Consider the following 19,821-nt stretch of genomic DNA (forward strand, 5'->3'; position numbering starts at 1 on the left):
CACCGGGCTTTTTTTTACGCTTTTTTACCGCCGTACTGGCTGAACCACGCCAGCATTCTCTGCCAGCCGTCTTTGGCTGATTCCGCGTGATAGCTCGGACGATAATCCGCGTTAAACGCGTGCCCGGCATCCGGATACACCACGATCTCCGCCTTCGCATTGGCCGCACGGAGCGCATGGCGCATGGTCTCTACCGAATCCAGCGAAATACCGGTGTCCTGACCGCCATACAGCCCTAATACGGGGGCATTCAGCTCCGTGGCGATATCCACGGGATGTTTCGGTGAATTGAGTGTTTTTTCACCTACCAGTTTACCGTACCAGGCCACAGCGGCTTTAAGCTGCGGGTTATGCGCGGCATACAGCCAGCTGATGCGTCCGCCCCAGCAGAAACCGGTGACCAGCAGACGATGGGGATCGCCCCCGTTGCGCGCCGCCCAGCTGGCGACGTGGTCGAGATCGGCCAGCACCTGCGCATCCGGGACTTTGCTGACCAGGTTGCTGAGCAAGGTGGGAATATCGCTGTAATCGTTCGGATCGCCCTGGCGAAAGTAGAGCTCTGGCGCAACGGCCAGATAGCCTTCCAGCGCCAGCCGGCGGCAGAGGTCGCGAATGTGTTCGTGAACGCCGAAAATTTCCTGGACTACGATTACGATGGGCAGCGGACCGTCTGCCGATTTTGGTCGGGCGTGGTAAGCAGGCATATTCTCTCCCTGCGAGGGAATAGAGGTCTCACCCGCCGTGATGGCCTCTTCAGACGTTGAGACGATGGTTGAGGCATGCGGGGCCGCAGCAGGTGCAAAACCGGTTTTTTCAGTCATGGCATTCTCCGTACCAATGAGTTAGCGCAAAGGTAAATATAGTCACCAGGTTAACAACTCACAGTGCCTTAAACGGTCTATCTTTTGTGCAGCACCTGACGATATAACTTGTTAATGTGATGTAAATCACCTTTTTATGGAAATTCAATGCAATCATTTTCATTCATGGTGAGATGTGTCACGAAATTATGCTTTCCGCTTCTGTAAAGTACCGTTTTACTTCTTCTGACTAACCGACCCACAGAGGAGTCACCTATGTCTAAGTCTGATGTTTTTCATCTCGGCCTCACTAAAAACGATTTACAAGGGGCTACGCTCGCTATCGTCCCTGGCGATCCGGAGCGTGTGGAAAAGATCGCCGCGCTGATGGATAAGCCGGTTAAGCTGGCAGCCCATCGTGAATTCACCACCTGGCGCGCAGAGCTGGATGGTAAAGCCGTGATCGTGTGTTCTACCGGTATCGGTGGCCCGTCTACGTCTATTGCTGTTGAAGAGCTGGCACAGCTGGGCATTCGTACTTTCCTGCGTATCGGTACGACCGGTGCTATTCAGCCGCACATCAACGTGGGCGACGTGCTGGTCACGACCGCGTCCGTGCGTCTGGATGGCGCAAGCCTGCACTTTGCGCCGATGGAATTCCCGGCAGTAGCAGACTTTGAATGTACCACCGCGCTGGTTGAAGCCGCGAAATCCGTTGGCGCGACCACTCACGTGGGCGTAACCGCTTCGTCCGATACCTTCTATCCCGGTCAGGAGCGTTACGACACCTTCTCTGGCCGCGTGGTAAGCCGCTTCAAAGGCTCTATGGAAGAGTGGCAGTCCATGGGCGTGATGAACTACGAAATGGAATCCGCCACGCTGTTGACCATGTGCGCAAGCCAGGGCCTGCGTGCCGGTATGGTGGCGGGCGTTATCGTCAACCGTACTCAGCAGGAAATCCCGAACGCTGAAACCATGAAGCAGACCGAAAGTCATGCGGTGAAAATCGTGGTTGAAGCCGCGCGTCGCCTGATCTAATCCTCTCCTTTCGAAATCAAAGGCCGACACGTTCGGCCTTTATTTTTTGCGTAGCGCCTCGCAGGAAAACCCTTTCAAACTGGACGTTTATACAGCACAATCTTATTTTGTGCGGGTAATACGTTGATGCAGGGGGCATTGTGGATATCTCAGTCCTGATTTATGCGGTGATTGCGCTGGCGGGCGTGGCGATAGGCTGGCTCATTTCCAGCTATCAGCATGCACAGCAGAAGGCCGATCAGCTGGCTGAACGCGAAGAGATCGTCGCCGAATTAAGCGCGGCAAAGCAGCAGCTTGTGCTGAGTGATCACTGGCGAGAGGAGTGCGAGTTACTCAACAACGAGCTGCGCAACCTGAGAGATATCAACACCTCGCTGGAGGCCGATCTCCGCGAAGTGACCACCCGTCTGGAATCCACTCAACTGCATGCGGAAGATAAAATCCGCCAGATGATCAACAGCGAGCAGCGCCTCAGCGAACAGTTTGAAAACCTCGCGAACCGTATTTTTGAGCACAGCAACCGCCGCGTTGACGAGCAGAACCGCCAGAGCCTGAACAGCCTGCTGACGCCCCTGCGTGAACAGCTGGACGGCTTCCGCCGCCAGGTACAGGACAGCTTTGGTCAGGAAGCCCGAGAGCGGCACACCCTGGCGCATGAAATCCGCAATCTCCAGCAGCTGAATGCCCAGATGGCGCAGGAGGCGGTCAACCTCACCCGCGCGCTTAAAGGGGATAACAAAACCCAGGGCAACTGGGGAGAAGTGGTGCTGACCCGCGTCCTGGAAGCCTCTGGCCTGCGGGAAGGGTATGAATACGAAACGCAGGTGAGTATCGAAAACGATGCCCGCTCGCGAATGCAGCCGGATGTGATTGTGCGGCTGCCGCAGGGCAAAGATGTGGTGATTGACGCCAAAATGACGCTGGTGGCGTATGAGCGTTACTTCAATGCGGAGGATGACTACACCCGAGAATCGGCGCTGCAGGAGCACATTGCCTCCGTACGCAATCATATTCGCCTGCTCGGAAGGAAAGACTATCAGCAGCTACCGGGGCTGCGCTCGCTGGACTATGTCCTGATGTTTATTCCGGTCGAACCCGCGTTTCTGCTGGCACTCGACAGGCAGCCTGAACTCATCACCGAAGCGCTCAAAAATAATATTATGCTGGTCAGCCCCACCACGCTGCTGGTGGCCTTACGCACGATTGCGAACCTGTGGCGCTACGAGCACCAGAGCCGCAACGCGCAGCAGATTGCCGACCGCGCCAGCAAGCTGTACGACAAAATGCGCCTCTTCGTGGACGACATGTCCTCAGTCGGGCAGAGCCTGGACCGCGCGCAGGATAATTACCGTCAGGCGATGAAAAAACTCGCCTCAGGACGTGGCAATCTTCTGGCGCAGGCCGAATCATTCCGCAGCCTGGGGGTTGAGGTGAAACGCGAGATTAATCCGGAATTGGTTGAACAGGCTACCGCCCAGGACGACGAGTTTCGCCTGCGTGAAGGGGCGGACGAACAAAAGACAAACAGTGAAGACAACACGTTAGCGGTGGATTTATCACCAGACGAGACTCCGGCGCGTTTCTTTCGCGGTGGTTGAAACGTAGGGCAATTGCGCCCAATCTGTTACACTTCACGAACATTTTACTGATAAGCAGGCTCTGAGATGGTTGACGATTCACAAGACACAACGCACTTTGGCTTTCAGACTGTCGCCAAAGCGCAGAAAGCTGACATGGTGGCCCACGTATTTCATTCCGTGGCGGCGAAGTACGATGTGATGAATGACCTGATGTCGTTCGGCATTCATCGCTTGTGGAAGCGCTTCACTATCGACTGTAGCGGCGTGCGTCGTGGACAAACAGTGCTGGATTTAGCCGGTGGTACGGGCGATTTAACCGCGAAATTCTCTCGTCTGGTGGGCGAAACCGGGCGCGTTGTCCTCGCCGATATTAATGACTCCATGCTCAAAATGGGCCGCGAAAAGCTGCGTAACATCGGCGTGGTGGGGAATGTGGAATATGTGCAGGCAAATGCCGAAGCGCTGCCGTTCCCGGATAATACCTTTGACTGCATCACGATCTCCTTCGGTCTGCGTAACGTGACCGATAAAGAAAAAGCGCTGCGCTCCATGTATCGCGTGCTGAAGCCGGGTGGACGCCTGCTGGTGCTCGAATTCTCCAAACCGATTATCGAGCCGCTGAGCAAAGCTTACGACGCCTATTCCTTCCACGTGCTGCCGCGCATCGGTGAGCTGGTGGCTAACGACGCGGAAAGCTATCGCTATCTGGCGGAATCTATCCGTATGCACCCGGATCAAGACACCTTAAAAGCCATGATGCAGGATGCTGAATTCGAGAACGTTGAATATTTCAACCTGACGGCGGGTGTCGTCGCGCTGCATCGCGGTTACAAGTTCTGAGTGGAGGTGTCCCGTGCCCTTTAAACCCTTAGTCTCCGCAGGTATCGAAAACGTACTGAATGCCTTTCTCTATCGTGCACCAGCGCTGAAAGCTGCGCGTCAGCGGCTAAACGGGAAGGTATTACGCATTGTTTTAAAAGAGTTCTCGACGCCGCTGGTGCTGGTCTTCAGCGAACGCCAGCTTGACGTTCTGGGGGCGTGGGAAGGTGACGCCGACTGCTCGGTCATCACGCACATGAGCGTGCTGCCAAAACTGCGCGATCGCCAGCAATTAACGGCACTTATCCGCAGCGGTGAGCTGGAAGTGGAAGGCGACATTCAGGTCGTGCAGAACTTCGTTGCGCTTACCGATCTGGCGGAGTTTGATCCGGCAGAGCTGCTCGCGCCGTTTATCGGTGACATTGCCGCGGAAGGAATCGGGAAGGTTCTTCATGGTGGCGCGTCCTTTGCGCGTAAAAGCCTGCTACGTCAGCAACGCTATGCGGCGGAAGTACTGACTGAAGAGTGGCGAATGGCCCCCGGACCGCTGGAAGTGGCATGGTTTGCGGAAGAAACCGCGGCTGTTGAACGTGCGGTTGATGCGTTAACCAAACGGCTGGAAAAACTGGAGGGCAAATGACGCCTGGTGAAATTCGGCGCCTCTACTTCATTATTCGTACCTTTTTGAGCTACGGGCTCGACGAGCTTATCCCTAAAATGCGTATCACGCTGCCGCTTCGTATCTGGCGGCGGATGCTGTTCTGGATGCCTAACCGCCATAAAGGTCAGCCGCTTGGCGAACGCCTGCGCCTGGCGCTGCAGGAGCTTGGCCCGGTATGGATTAAGTTCGGGCAGATGCTGTCGACCCGCCGCGATCTCTTTCCGCCGCACATTGCCGATGAACTGGCGATGCTGCAGGACCGTGTTGCCCCGTTTGACGGGGTGAGGGCGAAGAAACAGATCGAAGAGGCGATGGGTAATCTTCCCGTTGAAACCTGGTTTGACGATTTCGAAATAGAACCGCTGGCGTCGGCTTCTATTGCTCAGGTGCACACTGCGCGTCTGAAAGAAAACGGCAAAGAGGTGGTAATTAAGGTGATCCGCCCGGATATTCTGCCGATCATCAAAGCCGACATGAAGCTGATTTACCGTCTGGCCCGTTGGGTTCCGCGTTTATTACCTGATGGCCGCCGACTGCGCCCGATGGAAGTGGTGCGGGAATATGAAAAAACGCTGATTGATGAGCTTAACCTGCTGCGCGAATCGGCAAACGCTATTCAGTTGCGTCGCAACTTTGAAAACAGCCCGATGCTTTATGTCCCTGAAGTCTATTCTGACTACTGCAGCCAGAACATGATGGTGATGGAGCGTATCTACGGTATTCCGGTTTCGGATGTGGTGGCCCTGGAGAAACAGGGAACGAACATGAAGCTGTTGGCCGAGCGTGGCGTGCAGGTCTTCTTCACCCAGGTGTTCCGCGACAGCTTTTTCCATGCGGACATGCACCCGGGCAATATCTTCGTGAGCTACGAGCACCCTGAGGATCCGAAGTATATCGGTATCGACTGCGGGATTGTGGGGTCGCTGAATAAAGAAGATAAACGGTATCTGGCCGAGAACTTCATCGCGTTCTTCAACCGCGACTACCGTAAGGTGGCCGAGCTGCACGTCGATTCCGGCTGGGTGCCGCCGGACACCAACGTCGAAGAGTTCGAGTTTGCGATCCGGACCGTTTGCGAACCGATTTTTGAAAAACCGCTGGCGGAAATCTCCTTCGGACATGTGCTGTTGAACCTGTTCAACACGGCTCGCCGCTTTAATATGGAAGTTCAGCCACAGCTAGTTTTACTTCAGAAAACACTACTTTACGTTGAGGGTGTAGGCCGACAGCTCTATCCTCAGTTAGACTTGTGGAAGACCGCGAAACCCTTCCTGGAATCCTGGATTAAGGATCAGGTTGGCATTCCGGCGCTGGTGCGCTCGCTGAAAGAGAAAGGCCCGTTCTGGATAGAAAAAATGCCTGAAATTCCTGAACTGGTTTATGACAGTTTGCGTCAGAGCAAGAACCTTCAGCACAGCATGGATAAAATCGCTCGCGAACTTCAGTCCAGCCGTGTTCGCCAGGGCCAGTCACGCTATCTCTTTGGTATTGGCGCAACGCTGCTGCTGAGCGGCACGCTGCTGCTGATCAACCGCCCGGAGTGGCAGATGATGCCCGCCTGGCTGATGGCCGCCGGGGTGGTTGTCTGGCTTGCCGGATGGCGAAAAACGCGCTGAGTTTGCGTCGCTATCGACAGGTCGCATACGTATAATGCGACCTGACTTATTAATCATCTATCCCTGAGGAACATGTATGGGTGGTATCAGTATCTGGCAATTGTTGATCATTGCCGTCATCGTCGTGCTGCTGTTTGGCACCAAAAAGCTCGGTTCTATTGGTTCCGATCTGGGCGCGTCTATCAAAGGCTTCAAAAAAGCGATGAGCGATGATGAGAGCAAGCAGGATAAAACCAGCCAGGACGCTGACTTTACTGCTAAATCCATCACCGACAAGCAAGAAGAAGCCAAAAAGGAAGACGCTAAACGCCACGATAAAGAGCAGGTGTAAGTCGTGTTCGACATTGGTTTTAGTGAGCTCCTGCTGGTCTTTGTGATTGGCCTGATCGTGCTGGGGCCTCAGCGTCTGCCGGTGGCAGTGAAAACCGTTGCGGGCTGGGTTCGTGCGCTGAGATCGCTGGCATCGACCGTTCAGAATGAACTGGCCCAGGAGCTTAAGCTGCAGGAATTTCAGGAAAGCCTGAAAAAGGTTGAGAAGGCGAGCATGGATAACCTGACGCCGGAACTGAAAGCGTCAATGGATGAGCTGCGCGAAGCGGCGGAATCCATGAAGCGCTCCTATAGCATCAACGATCCTGAAAAAGCGAGCGATGAAGCGAACACCATCCATAACCCGGTGGTGAAGGGCAGCGAAGAACAGCGTGAGGGCGTCACGCCTGCCAGCGCTGAACATCAGGCTGCTGCGCCTGAACAGACGCCGCAGGAAACCGAAGTGAAAAAACAGGTGCAGCCGGATAAGCCCGTGGTTAACGCTGCCGAGGCAAAGCCCGCCGCGCCCGTTTCCGAATCATCCCCCTCGTCGAGTGATAAAGCGTAAACATGGCTGTAGATGATACTCAACCGCTGATTACGCACCTCATAGAGCTGCGTAAGCGTCTGTTAAACTGCATTATTGCGGTTCTCGTTATTTTTCTATGCCTGGTCTATTTCGCCAACGATATCTACCAGGTGGTTTCTGCGCCGCTGATCAAGCAAATGCCGCTGGGCGCAACGATGATTGCAACAGACGTTGCTTCTCCGTTCTTTACCCCTATCAAGTTGACCTTTTGGGTGTCGTTGATTGCCTCTGCGCCCGTGATTCTGTACCAGGTGTGGGCCTTTGTGGCGCCAGCACTGTATAAGCACGAACGCAAGCTGGTCATTCCGCTGCTGGTATCCAGTTCGCTGCTGTTCTATATCGGCATGGCGTTTGCCTATTTCGTTGTCTTCCCGCTGGCCTTCGGCTTCCTGACGCATACCGCGCCGGAAGGCGTCCAGGTGTCGACGGATATCGCCAGCTATCTTAGCTTTGTGATGGCGCTGTTTATGGCGTTTGGCGTGGCATTCGAAGTGCCGGTGGCCATTGTGCTGCTCTGCTGGGTAGGGGTAACCACACCGGATGACCTGCGTAAGAAGCGTCCGTATATCCTGGTCGGCGCCTTCGTGGTCGGCATGCTGTTGACCCCGCCGGATGTATTCTCCCAGACGCTGCTGGCCATACCGATGTACTGCCTGTTTGAGGTCGGTGTCTTCTTCTCACGTTTCTACGTGGGTAAAGGGCGTCGGTCGGATGACGAAGACGATACCTCCGACAAGACCACTGAAGAGTAAAACCAGCCGCCCGTCAGGGCGGTTGTTATATGGGGATTCGCATGTTTGATATCGGACTCAACCTGACCAGCTCGCAGTTTGCGAAAGATCGAGATGATGTGGTTGCGCGCGCGTTTGCCGCTGGGGTGAAAGGGCTGCTGCTGACGGGCACCAACCTGCATGAGAGCGAGCAGGCGCAGCAGCTGGCGCAACGCTACGAACGCTGTTGGTCTACCGCTGGCGTGCATCCTCACGACAGCAGCCAGTGGACCCCGGAAAGTGGGGAAACCCTGCGCAGGCTGGCGAAGACACCAGAAGTGGTGGCGATTGGCGAATGCGGCCTCGATTTCAACCGTAACTTTTCCACGCCTGAAGAGCAGGAAAAGGCGTTCACTGCCCAGCTTGCGCTGGCGGCAGAGCTTGAAATGCCCGTATTTATGCACTGCCGCGACGCGCATGAGCGTTTCCTGACGCTTCTGGATCCGTGGGTCGAGAAACTGCCCGGCGCGGTGCTGCACTGCTTCACCGGCTCACGGCAGGAGGCGCTGGAGTGCCTGGAGCGCGGGCTTTATCTGGGGATTACCGGCTGGGTTTGCGACGAGCGCCGCGGGCTTGAGCTTCGGGAGCTGCTACCGACGATCCCAGCTAACCGCTTGCTCCTTGAAACGGATGCACCTTATCTTCTGCCGCGCGATTTGAAACCCAAACCGGCATCGCGACGCAATGAGCCCGCTTATCTGGGGCACATAGTTGAGCGCGTCGCGACGTGGCGCGGAGAGGATCCGCACTGGCTTTCCGCACAGACGGATGACAACGTGCGTAATCTGTTTGGGATAAACGTTTAAAGTTTGCGGAAGTCGGTGTTTTTAACGCTCTGCAGCACCTGCTTGTTCAGCAGATTAAGCAACAGCATAGAGCGCGCTTCCCCGTCCGGCTCGGCAAAAATCGCCTGCAGGCCTTCGAAAGCCCCTTCGGTAATCACGACGCTATCGCCCGTGTAGGGCGTTTCCGGGTCGGTAAGGTCTTCGGGCTGCTGATAAATCGACAGCTGGTGGATGACCGATGAGGGAACCGTCGCGGGGTGAGCGCCGAAGCGAACAAAATGGCTGACGCCGCGCGTGGCGCTGATGGTGGTGGTGTGGATCACCTCCGGATCGAACTCCACGAACAGGTAGTTCGGGAACAACGGCTCGCTAACGGTTGTGCGCTTCCCGCGCTGCATTTTTTCAAGCGTGATCACGGGCGTCAGGCAATTAACTGACTGACGTTCAAGATGTTCCTGCGCGCGCTGAAGTTGCCCGCGTTTGCAATACAGTAAATACCAGGCCTGCATAATCACTCTTTCCCTTAGTTCGGGGCGCAAGCATATCAAAACCCTGGCGGGATCGCTAAGTTGATTATAATGGGCGAAAATGGGACAGAACGCATAACTTCACGCTAATTTAACAAAATTACAGCATCAAGCAGTCTTACGCCGTATAATGAAGCGCTTACAGAGAGGCCATGATTAACTGCATGAAATACCACGATCTCCGCGACTTCCTGACGCTGCTGGAAAAGCAGGGTGAACTCAAACGTATAACACTTCCTGTCGATCCTTATCTGGAGATGACAGAAATTGCTGACCGCACCCTGCGTGCCGGTGGCCCCGCATTACTGTTTGAAAATCCGAAAGGGTACGCCATGCCGGTGCTGTGCAACCTGTTTGGCACACCGCGTCGCGTCGCACTGGGGATGGGGCAGGAAGACGTCACGGCCCTGCGCGAAGTCGGTAAGCTGCTGGCCTTCCTGAAAGAGCCGGAGCCGCCGAAAGGCTTCCGCGATCTGTTCGACAAGCTGCCGCAGTTTAAGCAGGTGCTGAACATGCCCACCAAACGCCTGCGCGGCGCGCCCTGCCAGCAGAAGGTGCTGGAAGGCGATGCGGTTGATTTGACTAAAATCCCTATCATGCAGTGCTGGCCGGAAGATGCCGCGCCGCTGATCACCTGGGGACTGACCGTCACGCGCGGTCCGCACAAAGAGCGCCAGAATCTTGGTATTTACCGCCAGCAGTTGATTGGCAAGAATAAGCTCATCATGCGCTGGCTGTCGCATCGCGGCGGCGCGCTCGATTTTCAGGAGTGGTGTGCTGCGCGTCCGGGTGAACGTTTCCCGGTGTCTGTCGCGCTCGGCGCCGATCCGGCCACCATTCTGGGAGCCGTCACGCCCGTACCGGATACGCTCTCGGAATATGCCTTTGCAGGCCTGCTGCGCGGAACGAAAACGGAAGTCGTGAAGTGTATCTCAAACGATCTCGAAGTCCCGGCCAGTGCAGAAATTGTGCTGGAAGGTTACATTGAGCAGGGTGAACTGGCGCCAGAAGGCCCTTACGGCGACCACACCGGCTATTACAACGAAGTGGATAACTTCCCGGTGTTTACCGTGACGCACATTACGCAGCGTGAAGATGCGATTTATCACTCCACGTATACCGGGCGTCCACCGGATGAACCGGCAGTACTGGGCGTGGCGCTGAATGAAGTGTTTGTGCCGATCCTGCAAAAGCAGTTCCCGGAAATTGTTGATTTTTATCTGCCGCCTGAAGGATGCTCGTATCGCCTGGCAGTGGTCACGATGAAGAAGCAGTATCCTGGTCACGCGAAACGCGTGATGATGGGCGTGTGGTCTTTCCTGCGCCAGTTTATGTATACCAAATTTGTTATTGTCTGCGATGATGACGTTAACGCCCGCGACTGGAATGACGTAATCTGGGCTATTACCACGCGAATGGACCCGGCGCGCGATACGGTGTTAGTCGAAAACACGCCGATAGATTACCTGGATTTTGCCTCGCCGGTTTCCGGCCTTGGCTCAAAAATGGGACTGGATGCCACAAATAAATGGCCTGGCGAAACCGATCGTGAATGGGGTCGCCCGATCAAAAAAGATCCTGCTGTGACCGCGCGCATTGATGCGATCTGGGACGAACTGGCCATAATGAATAACGGTAAACCCTGAGCTGACCGTTAAGCCCTATAGACTTCCCGACAGAGAGAGCGAATGACAACCTTAAGCTGTAAAGTGACCTCGGTAGATGCCATCACCGACACCGTATATCGCGTCCGTTTAGTGCCAGAAGCGCCATTCTCTTTCCGCGCGGGTCAGTATCTGATGGTCGTGATGGATGAGCGTGATAAGCGTCCTTTCTCTATGGCCTCAACGCCAGCGGAGCAGGAATTTATTGAGCTTCATATTGGTGCGTCAGAGCTTAACCTGTATGCGATGGCCGTCATGGACCGCATTCTGAAAGAGCGCGAGATCGTGGTGGATATTCCGCACGGTGATGCGTGGCTGCGCGATGATGAAGACCGTCCGCTGATCCTGATTGCCGGTGGTACAGGTTTCTCCTACGTGCGCTCCATTCTGCTGACCGCCCTGGCGCGTAATCCCGACCGTGATATCACCATCTACTGGGGTGGCCGTGAAGAGAAACACCTGTATGACCTGTCCGAACTCGAAGCGCTGAGCGTCACCCATCCTAACCTGCGCATTGAGCCGGTGGTTGAGCAGCCGGAAGAGGGCTGGCGCGGGCGTAGCGGTACGGTACTGACGGCAGTGCTGCAGGATCACGGTACGCTGGCAGGACATGACATCTATATTGCAGGGCGTTTCGAGATGGCGAAAATCGCCCTCGATCTGTTCTGTAACGAACGTGATGCGCGTGAAGACCGCCTCTTTGGCGATGCGTTTGCCTTCATTTAAATAAAAAACCCGCCCCTGACAGGCGGGAAGAACGGCAACTAAACTGTCTCTCTTCGCCAGTGACACGACTGGCGGCGAGGTACCTCTCGTAGGCCGGGAAAGCGCAGCGCCTCCCGGCAAAAGCCCGATGGCGCGATGCTTATCGGGCCTACGTTATAGCCTTACACTCTCTCAAACACCGTCGCGATACCCTGACCCAGACCGATACACATCGTTGCCAGACCAAACTGGGCATCTTTGCGTTCCATCAGGTTGATCAGCGTCGTGCTGATACGCGCCCCGGAACAGCCCAGCGGGTGTCCGAGGGCGATCGCGCCGCCGTTGAGGTTAATCTTCTCGTCGATCTGCTCCATCAGCCCCAGATCTTTAATGCACGGCAGGATCTGCGCGGCGAACGCTTCGTTCATCTCAAACAGATCGATGTCGCTGGCGGTTAAGCCCGCTTTTTTCAGCGCCAGCTTTGAAGCCGGAACCGGGCCGTAGCCCATGATCGACGGATCGCAGCCCACGACCGCCATCGAACGCACGCGGGCGCGAGGCGTTAACCCCAGCTCGCGGGCGCGACTTTCGCTCATCACCAGCATCGCGGCGGCGCCGTCGGACAGCGCCGACGAGGTCCCTGCCGTGACCGTACCGGTGACGGGGTCAAACGCCGGACGCAGGGTGGAAAGCGCTTCGACGGTGGTTTCCGGGCGAATGACTTCATCGTAGCTGAACTGCTTCAGAACGCCGTCTGCATCGTGGCCGCCGGTCGGGATGATCTCGTTCTTAAAGGCACCGGACTGCGTGGCGGCCCAGGCGCGAGCGTGAGAGCGCGCGGCAAAGGCATCCTGCATTTCGCGGCTGATGCCGTGCAGGCGGGAGAGCATCTCGGCGGTCAGGCCCATCATCCCCGCAGCTTTCGCCACGTTGCGGCTCATCCCAGGGTGGAAATCGACCCCGTGACTCATCGGGACGTGACCCATGTGCTCGACGCCGCCCACCAGGCAAGCCTGCGCATCGCCGGTCATGATCATGCGGGCCGCGTCGTGCAGCGCCTGCATTGACGAACCGCACAGGCGGTTGACGGTGACGGCCGGAACCGAATGCGGGATCTCCGCCAGCAGCGACGCGTTGCGGGCGATGTTGAAGCCCTGCTCCAGGGTCTGCTGCACGCAGCCCCAGTAGATATCGTCCAGCGCAGCCGGATCCAGCGCCGGGTTACGCGCCAGCAGGCTACGCATCAGGTGCGCGGAGAGGTCTTCCGCACGCACGTTACGGAACGCGCCGCCTTTTGAACGGCCCATCGGGGTGCGAATCGCATCAACAATGACAACCTTTTCCATTGTGACTCCTTAAGCCGTTTTCAGCTCGCCAACCGGACGGGCTGGCTCAACTGCGGGATAGTAGGGTTCGTTATGGCGCGCTTTGTTACGCAGCCCTTCCGGCACTTCGTACAGCGGGCCGAGGTGCTGATACTGCTGAGCCATATCGAGATAGCGGGCGCTGCCGAGCGTGTCCAGCCAGCGGAACGCACCGCCGTGGAACGGAGGGAAGCCGAGGCCATACACCAGCGCCATGTCGGCTTCTGCCGGGCTGGCGATAATGCCTTCTTCGAGGCAACGCACCACTTCGTTAATCATCGGGATCATCATCCGGGCGATGATTTCATCGTCGGTGAAGTCGCGTTTTGGCTGACTGACGTCGGCCAGCAGGCCATCCACCGCCGGATCTTCTTCTTTCTTCGGTTTGCCTTTGCTGTCTTCTTTATAGCGCCAGAAGCCCAGGCCGTTTTTCTGACCGAAGCGGTTAGCGTCGAACAGCGCGTCAATGGCGTCGCGATAGTCTTTCTGCATGCGCTGCGGGAAACCTGCCGCCATCACCGCCTGGGCGTGGTGGGCGGTATCAATGCCCACAACGTCCAGCAGATACGCCGGGCCCATCGGCCAGCCGAACTGTTTTTCCATCACTTTGTCGATTTTGCGGAAGTCCGCGCCGTCGCGCAGCAGCTGGCTAAAACCGGCGAAGTAAGGGAACAGCACGCGGTTGACGAAGAAGCCCGGGCAGTCGTTAACGACGATCGGCGTTTTGCCCATCTTGCTGGCCCATGCCACCACTTTGGCGATGGTGTCGTCTGAGGTTTTTTCCCCGCGGATCACTTCGACCAGCGGCATACGGTGTACCGGGTTGAAGAAGTGCATACCGCAGAAGTTTTCCGGACGCTTCAGCACGCTCGCCAGTTCGCTGATTGGAATGGTGGAGGTGTTAGAGGCCAGAACGGTACCCGGGCGAACCTTGTCTTCCGTTTCCGCCAGCACCGCTTTTTTCACTTTCGGGTTCTCGACGACGGCTTCGACCACCACGTCGACACGATCGAAACCGCTGTATTCCAGCACGGGCTGAATGGTGGAGATCACGCCTGCGAGCTTCAGCCCGTCAATTTTGCCGCGCTCAAGCTGTTTATTCAGCAGCTTGGCCGCTTCGGTCATGCCCAGCGTCAGGGATTTCTCGTTGATGTCTTTCATCACTACCGGCACGCCTTTCCAGGCAGACTGGTAGGCGATGCCGCCACCCATAATGCCCGCGCCGAGTACCGCCGCATGTTTTGGCGTCTCAACGTTTTTGGTCAGCTGTTTGGCTTTGCCTTTCACGAACTGATCGTTCAGGAAGATACCGACCAGCGCGCGAGCCTCATTGGTGTGCGCCAGCGGGACAAAGCTCTGATTTTCGAGCTTCAGCGCTTCATCGCGCCCGAAACGGGCAGCCGCTTCAATGGTTTTCACCGCCGCGATCGGCGCCGGGTAGTGTTTACCCGCCGTCTGCATCACCATGCCTTTGGCGATGGTGAAGCTCATGGTGGCTTCAATCTTGCTGAGTTTTAACGGCTCCAGCTTCGGCTGGCGTTTGGCCTTCCAGTCGAGCTCGCCGTTAATGGCCTGACGCAGAATGGCGAGTGCGCCTTCAACAAGCTTCTCATGTTTTACAACGCCGTCGACCAGGCCAATTTTCTGCGCCTGTTCTGCGCTGACGTCTTTACCCGCGGCAATGATCTCCAGCGCGCTGTCGGCGCCCAGCATGCGCGGCATACGGACGGAGCCGCCAAAGCCCGGCATAATGCCCAGCTTGGTTTCCGGCAGGCCGATGCGCAGATCCGGCGTCGCCAGGCGGTAGTCGGTCGCCAGCACGCACTCACAGCCGCCGCCCAGCGCGTAGCCGTTAACGGCGGAAATGGTCGGGACAGGCAGATCTTCCAGACGATTAAAGACGCTATTGGCAAAGTGCAGCCACTGGCTCAGCTGTTCTTCCGGCACCAGGAAGAGCGAAAGGAATTCGGTGATATCGGCACCGACGATAAAGGCCGCTTTGTTCGAGCGCAGCAGCAGCCCTTTTAATTCAGTTTGTTTTTCCAGAACATCCAGCGCCTGGCCAAGACTGGCCACCGTCGCGGTATCGAGCTTATTGACTGAGCCGGGGGCATCGAACACGAGTTCGGCAATGCCATCTTCCAGCCAGTTGAGGTACAGGGTGTCGCCTTTGTAGAGCATGTCAGTCTCCTGAATCCAGCAAGTGGATCTGGTCATACCAGATGAGTCGGAGTGTGGGATTTATGTTAATAAAATGCAAATTACTCATTAAGAAATTGCTGCATTGATCACGGTCGGTGGAAATCACGCAGGCGGAGTGAGGTGTGCTAAGATGCGATGACTTGAGGTCAAAAAACGAAAGGAATAATGATGGACTCACTGGCTTCGCTTTATAAAAATCATATCGTTACCCTACAGGAACGTACCCGCGATGTACTGGCCCGCTTTAAGCTGGATGCGCTGCTGATCCACTCCGGCGAGCTGATGAATACCTTTCTGGATGACCACGCTTATCCGTTTAAGGTGAACCCACAGTTTAAGGCCTGGGTACCAGTGACGCAGGTTCCCAACTGCTGGCTGCTGGTGGATGGTGTGAACAAGCCGAAACTGTGGTTCTACCTGCCGGTCGATTACTGGCACAACGTTGAGCCGCTGCCGACCTCTTTCTGGACGGAGGAAATTGAGGTCATTGCGCTGCCAAAAGCGGACGGCATTGGCGGCCAGCTGCCTGCCGCGCGTGGCAACATCGCTTATATTGGCCCTGTTCCGGAGCGTGCATTAAGCCTGGATATTGCGGCAGACAAGCTCAACCCGAAAGGGGTGCTGGATTACCTCCACTATTACCGCGCGTATAAAACTGACTACGAACTTTACTGCATGCGTGAAGCGCAAAAGACCGCGGTAAACGGTCACCGTGCGGCGCATGAAGCCTTCCAGTCCGGCATGAGCGAGTTCGATATCAACCAGGCGTACCTGACCGCCACCGGTCATCGCGATACCGACGTGCCGTACAGCAACATTGTCGCGCTCAACGAGCACGCGTCCGTCCTGCACTACACCAAACTGGATCACCAGGTTCCTTCAGAAATGCGCAGCTTCCTGCTGGACGCAGGGGCCGAGTACAACGGCTACGCGGCCGATCTGACCCGTACCTGGGCGGCAAATGCGGATACCGATTTTGCACAGCTGATCAAAGACGTGAACGATGAACAGCTGGCGCTGATTGGCACCATGAAGGCGGGAACCAGCTATGTGGACTACCACATCCAGTTCCATCAGCGCATTGCTAAACTGCTGCGTAAGCATCAGATTGTGAAAGACATGAGCGAAGAGGCGATGGTCGAGAACGATCTGACCGGGCCATTTATGCCGCACGGTATCGGCCACCCGCTGGGCCTGCAGGTGCACGACGTTGCGGGCTTTATGCAGGATGATACCGGTACGCACCTGGCGGCACCGTCTAAATATCCTTACCTGCGCTGCACCCGTATTCTGGAGCCGCGCATGGTGTTGACGATTGAACCGGGGATCTACTTTATCGAATCCCTGCTGGCGCCGTGGCGTGAAGGCCAGTTCAGCAAGCACTTCAACTGGGCAAAAATTGACGCGCTGAAGCCGTTTGGCGGCATTCGTATCGAAGATAACGTGGTGATTCACGAAAACGGTATCGAGAACATGACGCGAGACCTGAAGCTGGCCTGATGGAAAGCTGGCTGATACCGGCTGAACCGGTCACCTTTGTTGAGGAAATCAAGAAAAGCCGCTTTATTACCCTGCTGGCGCATACCGACGGCGTAGAGGCGGCAAAAGCGTTTGTCGAGTCCGTCCGGGCTGAGCATCCTGACGCCCGTCACCACTGCGTGGCGTGGGTAGCAGGGCCGCCGGACGATTCGCAGCAGCTGGGGTTTTCCGATGACGGTGAACCGGCGGGCACGGCCGGTAAACCCATGCTCTCGCAGCTGATGGGTAGCGGCGTGGGTGAAATTACCGCCGTGGTGGTGCGCTACTACGGCGGCATCCTGTTAGGTACGGGTGGGCTGGTAAAAGCGTATGGCGGCGGCGTTCAGCAGGCACTGAATATCCTGAAGACCACCCGCAAAACGCCTCTCACCGAATATACTTTGTTATGCGATTACGCCCAGCTCTCGGGTATTGAAGCGCTGCTGAGGCAGTTTAACGGTGTCATCGCACACAGTGAATATCAGGCGATGGTGCAATTACGCGTGGCGCTTCCTCAGGCGGAACTGGCTGCTTTTTCAGCAAAACTGGCTGATTTTAGTCGTGGTTCGTTGCAATTGCTGCCGATTGAAGAATAATCCCCACCTCACTTTTGAATACCAAAGGAAGCGGCAGAGATGCATTTTCGTGCCATAACCCGAATCGTTGGACTGCTGGTCATACTCTTTTCCGGGACGATGATTATCCCTGGACTGGTGGCGCTTATCTACCGGGACGGGGCGGGGCGGGCATTTACCCAGACCTTCTTTGTCGCGCTGGCGATCGGCTCCCTGCTGTGGTGGCCGAACCGTCGTCAGAAAGGTGAGCTGAAATCTCGCGAAGGCTTTCTGATTGTGGTCCTGTTCTGGACGGTGTTGGGGAGCGTCGGTTCGCTGCCCTTTATCTTCTCTGAACAGCCTAACCTGAGCATCACGGATGCCTTTTTTGAATCCTTCTCTGGCTTAACGACGACCGGGGCCACGACGCTGGTGGGGCTGGATTCGCTGCCGCACGCGATTCTCTTTTATCGCCAGATGCTGCAGTGGTTTGGCGGTATGGGGATCATCGTCCTGGCGGTGGCCATCCTGCCGATTCTGGGCGTCGGGGGGATGCAGCTCTATCGCGCCGAAATGCCGGGACCGCTGAAAGATAACAAGATGCGGCCGCGTATTGCCGAGACGGCGAAAACCCTGTGGCTGATTTATGTCTTGCTGACGGTAGCCTGCGCGCTGGCGCTATGGTTTGCCGGGATGCCTGCGTTTGATGCTATCGGACACAGTTTTGCGACGATTGCCATCGGCGGGTTCTCCACCCACGATGCCAGCGTGGGCTATTTCGACAGCCCAACGATTAACACTATCATTGCCATTTTCCTGCTGATCTCCGGCTGTAACTACGGCCTGCACTTCTCTTTACTGAGCGGGCGCAGCCTGAAGGTGTACTGGCGTGACCCTGAGTTCCGCATGTTCATTGGGGTCCAGCTGACGCTGGTGATCATTTGTACGCTGGTGCTGTGGTTCCATGATGTCTATAACTCCGCGTTGACCACGCTAAACCAGGCCTTCTTCCAGGTGGTGTCGATGGCGACGACCGCCGGGTTTACCACGGACAGCATCGCCCGTTGGCCGCTGTTCCTGCCGGTGCTTCTGCTCTGTTCCGCGTTTATCGGCGGCTGTGCGGGGTCGACGGGCGGTGGTCTGAAGGTGATCCGTATTCTGCTGCTGTTCAAGCAGGGCAACCGTGAGCTGAAGCGTCTGGTCCACCCCAATGCAGTCTACAGCATTAAGCTGGGGAACCGCGCGCTGCCGGAACGTATCCTCGAAGCGGTGTGGGGATTCTTCTCGGCGTATGCGCTGGTCTTTATCGTCAGTATGCTGGCGATTATCGCGACGGGAGTGGATGATTTCTCCGCCTTTGCGTCCGTCGTCGCAACATTGAATAACCTCGGGCCTGGCCTGGGCGTGGTGGCGGATAACTTTGCCAGTATGAACCCGGTCGCGAAATGGATCCTCATCGCCAATATGCTGTTTGGTCGTCTTGAGGTCTTTACGCTGCTGGTGCTGTTCACCCCTACATTCTGGCGCGAGTAAGGAGCCATTGATGAAAACACTGATTCTTTTTTCTACGCGAGACGGACAAACGCGTGAGATTGCCGCATACCTTGCATCGGAATTAAAAGAGTTGGGTATTTACTCGGATGTGGTGAACCTGAACCGTGCGGAACAGATTGCCTGGCAGGATTACGACCGCGTGGTGATTGGTGCATCTATTCGTTACGGGCATTTCCATCCGGCGCTGGATCGCTTTGTGAAAAAGCACACGGCAGTACTCAACAAAATGCCAGGCGCGTTTTACTCGGTCAATCTGGTTGCGCGTAAAGCGGAGAAGCGCACGCCACAGACCAACAGCTACACGCGCAAGTTTTTACTCAGCTCGCCGTGGCAGCCAGACCTGTGCGCCGTTTTTGCCGGCGCGCTGCGCTACCCTCGCTACCGCTGGTATGACCGCTTTATGATCCGTCTAATTATGAAGATGACGGGGGGAGAAACCGATACCCGTAAAGAAGTGGTTTATACCGACTGGTCGCAGGTAGCCAGTTTTGCGCGGGAAATCGCACATTTAACGGGCGATTCGCGACTTAAATAAGCGTTAAGTTTGAAAAGTGAGCGAACGAAAAGTTTTTTGTATTTTGTGCTTGTCACTTCAGAATAACTCCCTATAATGCGCCTCCACTGACACGGAACAACGGCACACACGCCGCCGGGTCAGCAGAGAATAGCGAAAATAAACGCTTGACTCTGAAGCGGGAAAGCGTAATATGCACACCCCGCGCCGCAGCGAAAACGAAGCGGCACTGCTCTTTAACAATTTATCAGA

At 56.2% G+C, this 19,821-nt stretch carries 19 protein-coding genes; 15 read left to right on the top strand and 4 right to left on the bottom strand.

The window, feature by feature from the left end; all coding sequences use genetic code 11:
• Positions 1 to 14: 14 nt before the first annotated feature.
• Positions 15 to 821, bottom strand: coding sequence for a dienelactone hydrolase family protein (locus tag ACOTXI_RS21600; RefSeq protein ID WP_021242857.1), 807 nt, complete (start codon positions 819 to 821; stop codon positions 15 to 17).
• A gap of 255 nt (positions 822 to 1,076) precedes the next feature.
• Between ACOTXI_RS21600 and udp the strand changes: the two genes are divergently transcribed.
• From udp to tatD, 9 genes are all read left to right on the top strand, one after another.
• The gene (gene udp / locus ACOTXI_RS21605) at positions 1,077 to 1,838 is read left to right on the top strand and encodes a uridine phosphorylase (protein ID WP_003860792.1); all 762 of its coding nucleotides are present in this window, start codon (positions 1,077 to 1,079) and stop codon (positions 1,836 to 1,838) included.
• Between the two features lie 140 nt (positions 1,839 to 1,978).
• Positions 1,979 to 3,436 carry a DNA recombination protein RmuC gene (gene rmuC, locus ACOTXI_RS21610; protein WP_058653884.1) on the top strand — a complete coding sequence of 486 codons (1,458 nt, stop codon included), beginning with the start codon at positions 1,979 to 1,981 and terminating at the stop codon, positions 3,434 to 3,436.
• A gap of 66 nt (positions 3,437 to 3,502) precedes the next feature.
• On the top strand, positions 3,503 to 4,258 hold the full coding sequence (gene ubiE / locus ACOTXI_RS21615; protein ID WP_008501525.1) for a bifunctional demethylmenaquinone methyltransferase/2-methoxy-6-polyprenyl-1,4-benzoquinol methylase UbiE: 756 nt from the start codon (positions 3,503 to 3,505) through the stop codon (positions 4,256 to 4,258).
• A gap of 13 nt (positions 4,259 to 4,271) precedes the next feature.
• Positions 4,272 to 4,877 (top strand): ubiquinone biosynthesis protein UbiJ, encoded by a 606-nt coding sequence (ubiJ, locus tag ACOTXI_RS21620; RefSeq protein ID WP_008501524.1) that lies wholly within the window; start codon positions 4,272 to 4,274, stop codon positions 4,875 to 4,877.
• The gene (ubiB, locus tag ACOTXI_RS21625; RefSeq protein WP_008501523.1) at positions 4,874 to 6,514 is read left to right on the top strand and encodes a ubiquinone biosynthesis regulatory protein kinase UbiB; all 1,641 of its coding nucleotides are present in this window, start codon (positions 4,874 to 4,876) and stop codon (positions 6,512 to 6,514) included. The genes ubiJ and ubiB overlap by 4 nt, the downstream gene beginning before the upstream one ends.
• Before the next feature lie 76 nt (positions 6,515 to 6,590).
• Positions 6,591 to 6,845 (top strand): Sec-independent protein translocase subunit TatA, encoded by a 255-nt coding sequence (gene tatA / locus ACOTXI_RS21630; protein ID WP_008501522.1) that lies wholly within the window; start codon positions 6,591 to 6,593, stop codon positions 6,843 to 6,845.
• A 3-nt stretch (positions 6,846 to 6,848) separates the two neighbouring features.
• Positions 6,849 to 7,391 carry a Sec-independent protein translocase protein TatB gene (tatB, locus tag ACOTXI_RS21635; protein ID WP_044597495.1) on the top strand — a complete coding sequence of 181 codons (543 nt, stop codon included), beginning with the start codon at positions 6,849 to 6,851 and terminating at the stop codon, positions 7,389 to 7,391.
• 2 nt (positions 7,392 to 7,393) lie between these two features.
• Positions 7,394 to 8,164 carry a Sec-independent protein translocase subunit TatC gene (gene tatC / locus ACOTXI_RS21640; protein ID WP_008501520.1) on the top strand — a complete coding sequence of 257 codons (771 nt, stop codon included), beginning with the start codon at positions 7,394 to 7,396 and terminating at the stop codon, positions 8,162 to 8,164.
• Positions 8,165 to 8,205: 41 nt separating this feature from the next.
• Positions 8,206 to 8,988 carry a 3'-5' ssDNA/RNA exonuclease TatD gene (gene tatD / locus ACOTXI_RS21645; RefSeq protein WP_058653885.1) on the top strand — a complete coding sequence of 261 codons (783 nt, stop codon included), beginning with the start codon at positions 8,206 to 8,208 and terminating at the stop codon, positions 8,986 to 8,988.
• Here tatD and rfaH read toward each other — a convergent pair.
• Positions 8,985 to 9,476 (bottom strand): transcription/translation regulatory transformer protein RfaH, encoded by a 492-nt coding sequence (gene rfaH, locus ACOTXI_RS21650; protein WP_008501518.1) that lies wholly within the window; start codon positions 9,474 to 9,476, stop codon positions 8,985 to 8,987. The genes tatD and rfaH overlap by 4 nt on opposite strands.
• Before the next feature lie 170 nt (positions 9,477 to 9,646).
• Here rfaH and ubiD point away from each other — a divergent pair, with 170 nt between their 5' ends.
• Complete coding sequence (gene ubiD, locus ACOTXI_RS21655; RefSeq protein ID WP_008501517.1) at positions 9,647 to 11,140, top strand: 4-hydroxy-3-polyprenylbenzoate decarboxylase; 1,494 nt, start codon at positions 9,647 to 9,649, stop codon at positions 11,138 to 11,140.
• A 42-nt stretch (positions 11,141 to 11,182) separates the two neighbouring features.
• Positions 11,183 to 11,884 (top strand): NAD(P)H-flavin reductase, encoded by a 702-nt coding sequence (gene fre / locus ACOTXI_RS21660; protein ID WP_058653886.1) that lies wholly within the window; start codon positions 11,183 to 11,185, stop codon positions 11,882 to 11,884.
• A 161-nt stretch (positions 11,885 to 12,045) separates the two neighbouring features.
• Here the strand turns inward: fre and fadA are convergent, their stop codons facing one another.
• Complete coding sequence (gene fadA / locus ACOTXI_RS21665; RefSeq protein ID WP_008501515.1) at positions 12,046 to 13,209, bottom strand: acetyl-CoA C-acyltransferase FadA; 1,164 nt, start codon at positions 13,207 to 13,209, stop codon at positions 12,046 to 12,048.
• Between the two features lie 9 nt (positions 13,210 to 13,218).
• Positions 13,219 to 15,408 carry a fatty acid oxidation complex subunit alpha FadB gene (gene fadB / locus ACOTXI_RS21670; RefSeq protein WP_008501514.1) on the bottom strand — a complete coding sequence of 730 codons (2,190 nt, stop codon included), beginning with the start codon at positions 15,406 to 15,408 and terminating at the stop codon, positions 13,219 to 13,221.
• Between the two features lie 189 nt (positions 15,409 to 15,597).
• Between fadB and pepQ the strand changes: the two genes are divergently transcribed.
• The 4 genes from pepQ to hemG are packed head-to-tail and all read left to right on the top strand — an operon-like array spanning position 15,598 to position 19,590.
• Complete coding sequence (gene pepQ, locus ACOTXI_RS21675) at positions 15,598 to 16,929, top strand: Xaa-Pro dipeptidase (protein WP_008501513.1); 1,332 nt, start codon at positions 15,598 to 15,600, stop codon at positions 16,927 to 16,929.
• The gene (locus ACOTXI_RS21680) at positions 16,929 to 17,543 is read left to right on the top strand and encodes an IMPACT family protein (protein WP_008501512.1); all 615 of its coding nucleotides are present in this window, start codon (positions 16,929 to 16,931) and stop codon (positions 17,541 to 17,543) included. The genes pepQ and ACOTXI_RS21680 overlap by 1 nt, the downstream gene beginning before the upstream one ends.
• 39 nt (positions 17,544 to 17,582) lie before the next feature.
• A complete protein-coding gene (gene trkH, locus ACOTXI_RS21685; RefSeq protein WP_008501511.1) occupies positions 17,583 to 19,034 on the top strand; it encodes a Trk system potassium transporter TrkH in 1,452 nt (483 codons plus the stop codon).
• A 10-nt stretch (positions 19,035 to 19,044) separates the two neighbouring features.
• Positions 19,045 to 19,590: a menaquinone-dependent protoporphyrinogen IX dehydrogenase gene (hemG, locus tag ACOTXI_RS21690; protein WP_008501510.1), complete on the top strand. Its 546-nt coding sequence runs from the start codon at positions 19,045 to 19,047 to the stop codon at positions 19,588 to 19,590.
• The last annotated feature ends 231 nt before the right edge of the window (positions 19,591 to 19,821 follow it).

The organism is Enterobacter cloacae complex sp. BZL2005 (genome assembly GCF_049238885.1).
In the GTDB taxonomy this organism is placed as follows: Bacteria; Pseudomonadota; Gammaproteobacteria; order Enterobacterales; family Enterobacteriaceae; genus Enterobacter; species Enterobacter roggenkampii.

Bases quoted from the DNA above. Each gene is read 5' to 3' on its own strand.
- fre (WP_058653886.1), top strand. From the start codon at position 11,183: ATGACAACCTTAAGCTGTAAAGTGACCTCGGTAGATGCCATCACCGAC.
- udp (WP_003860792.1), top strand. From the start codon at position 1,077: ATGTCTAAGTCTGATGTTTTTCATCTCGGCCTCACTAAAAACGATTTA.
- fadB (WP_008501514.1), bottom strand. From the start codon at position 15,408: ATGCTCTACAAAGGCGACACCCTGTACCTCAACTGGCTGGAAGATGGC.
- ubiE (WP_008501525.1), top strand. From the start codon at position 3,503: ATGGTTGACGATTCACAAGACACAACGCACTTTGGCTTTCAGACTGTC.
- ubiD (WP_008501517.1), top strand. From the start codon at position 9,647: ATGATTAACTGCATGAAATACCACGATCTCCGCGACTTCCTGACGCTG.
- hemG (WP_008501510.1), top strand. From the start codon at position 19,045: ATGAAAACACTGATTCTTTTTTCTACGCGAGACGGACAAACGCGTGAG.
- pepQ (WP_008501513.1), top strand. From the start codon at position 15,598: ATGGACTCACTGGCTTCGCTTTATAAAAATCATATCGTTACCCTACAG.
- ubiB (WP_008501523.1), top strand. From the start codon at position 4,874: ATGACGCCTGGTGAAATTCGGCGCCTCTACTTCATTATTCGTACCTTT.
- trkH (WP_008501511.1), top strand. From the start codon at position 17,583: ATGCATTTTCGTGCCATAACCCGAATCGTTGGACTGCTGGTCATACTC.
- fadA (WP_008501515.1), bottom strand. From the start codon at position 13,209: ATGGAAAAGGTTGTCATTGTTGATGCGATTCGCACCCCGATGGGCCGT.
- rfaH (WP_008501518.1), bottom strand. From the start codon at position 9,476: ATGCAGGCCTGGTATTTACTGTATTGCAAACGCGGGCAACTTCAGCGC.
- tatA (WP_008501522.1), top strand. From the start codon at position 6,591: ATGGGTGGTATCAGTATCTGGCAATTGTTGATCATTGCCGTCATCGTC.
- tatD (WP_058653885.1), top strand. From the start codon at position 8,206: ATGTTTGATATCGGACTCAACCTGACCAGCTCGCAGTTTGCGAAAGAT.
- ACOTXI_RS21680 (WP_008501512.1), top strand. From the start codon at position 16,929: ATGGAAAGCTGGCTGATACCGGCTGAACCGGTCACCTTTGTTGAGGAA.
- ACOTXI_RS21600 (WP_021242857.1), bottom strand. From the start codon at position 821: ATGACTGAAAAAACCGGTTTTGCACCTGCTGCGGCCCCGCATGCCTCA.
- tatC (WP_008501520.1), top strand. From the start codon at position 7,394: ATGGCTGTAGATGATACTCAACCGCTGATTACGCACCTCATAGAGCTG.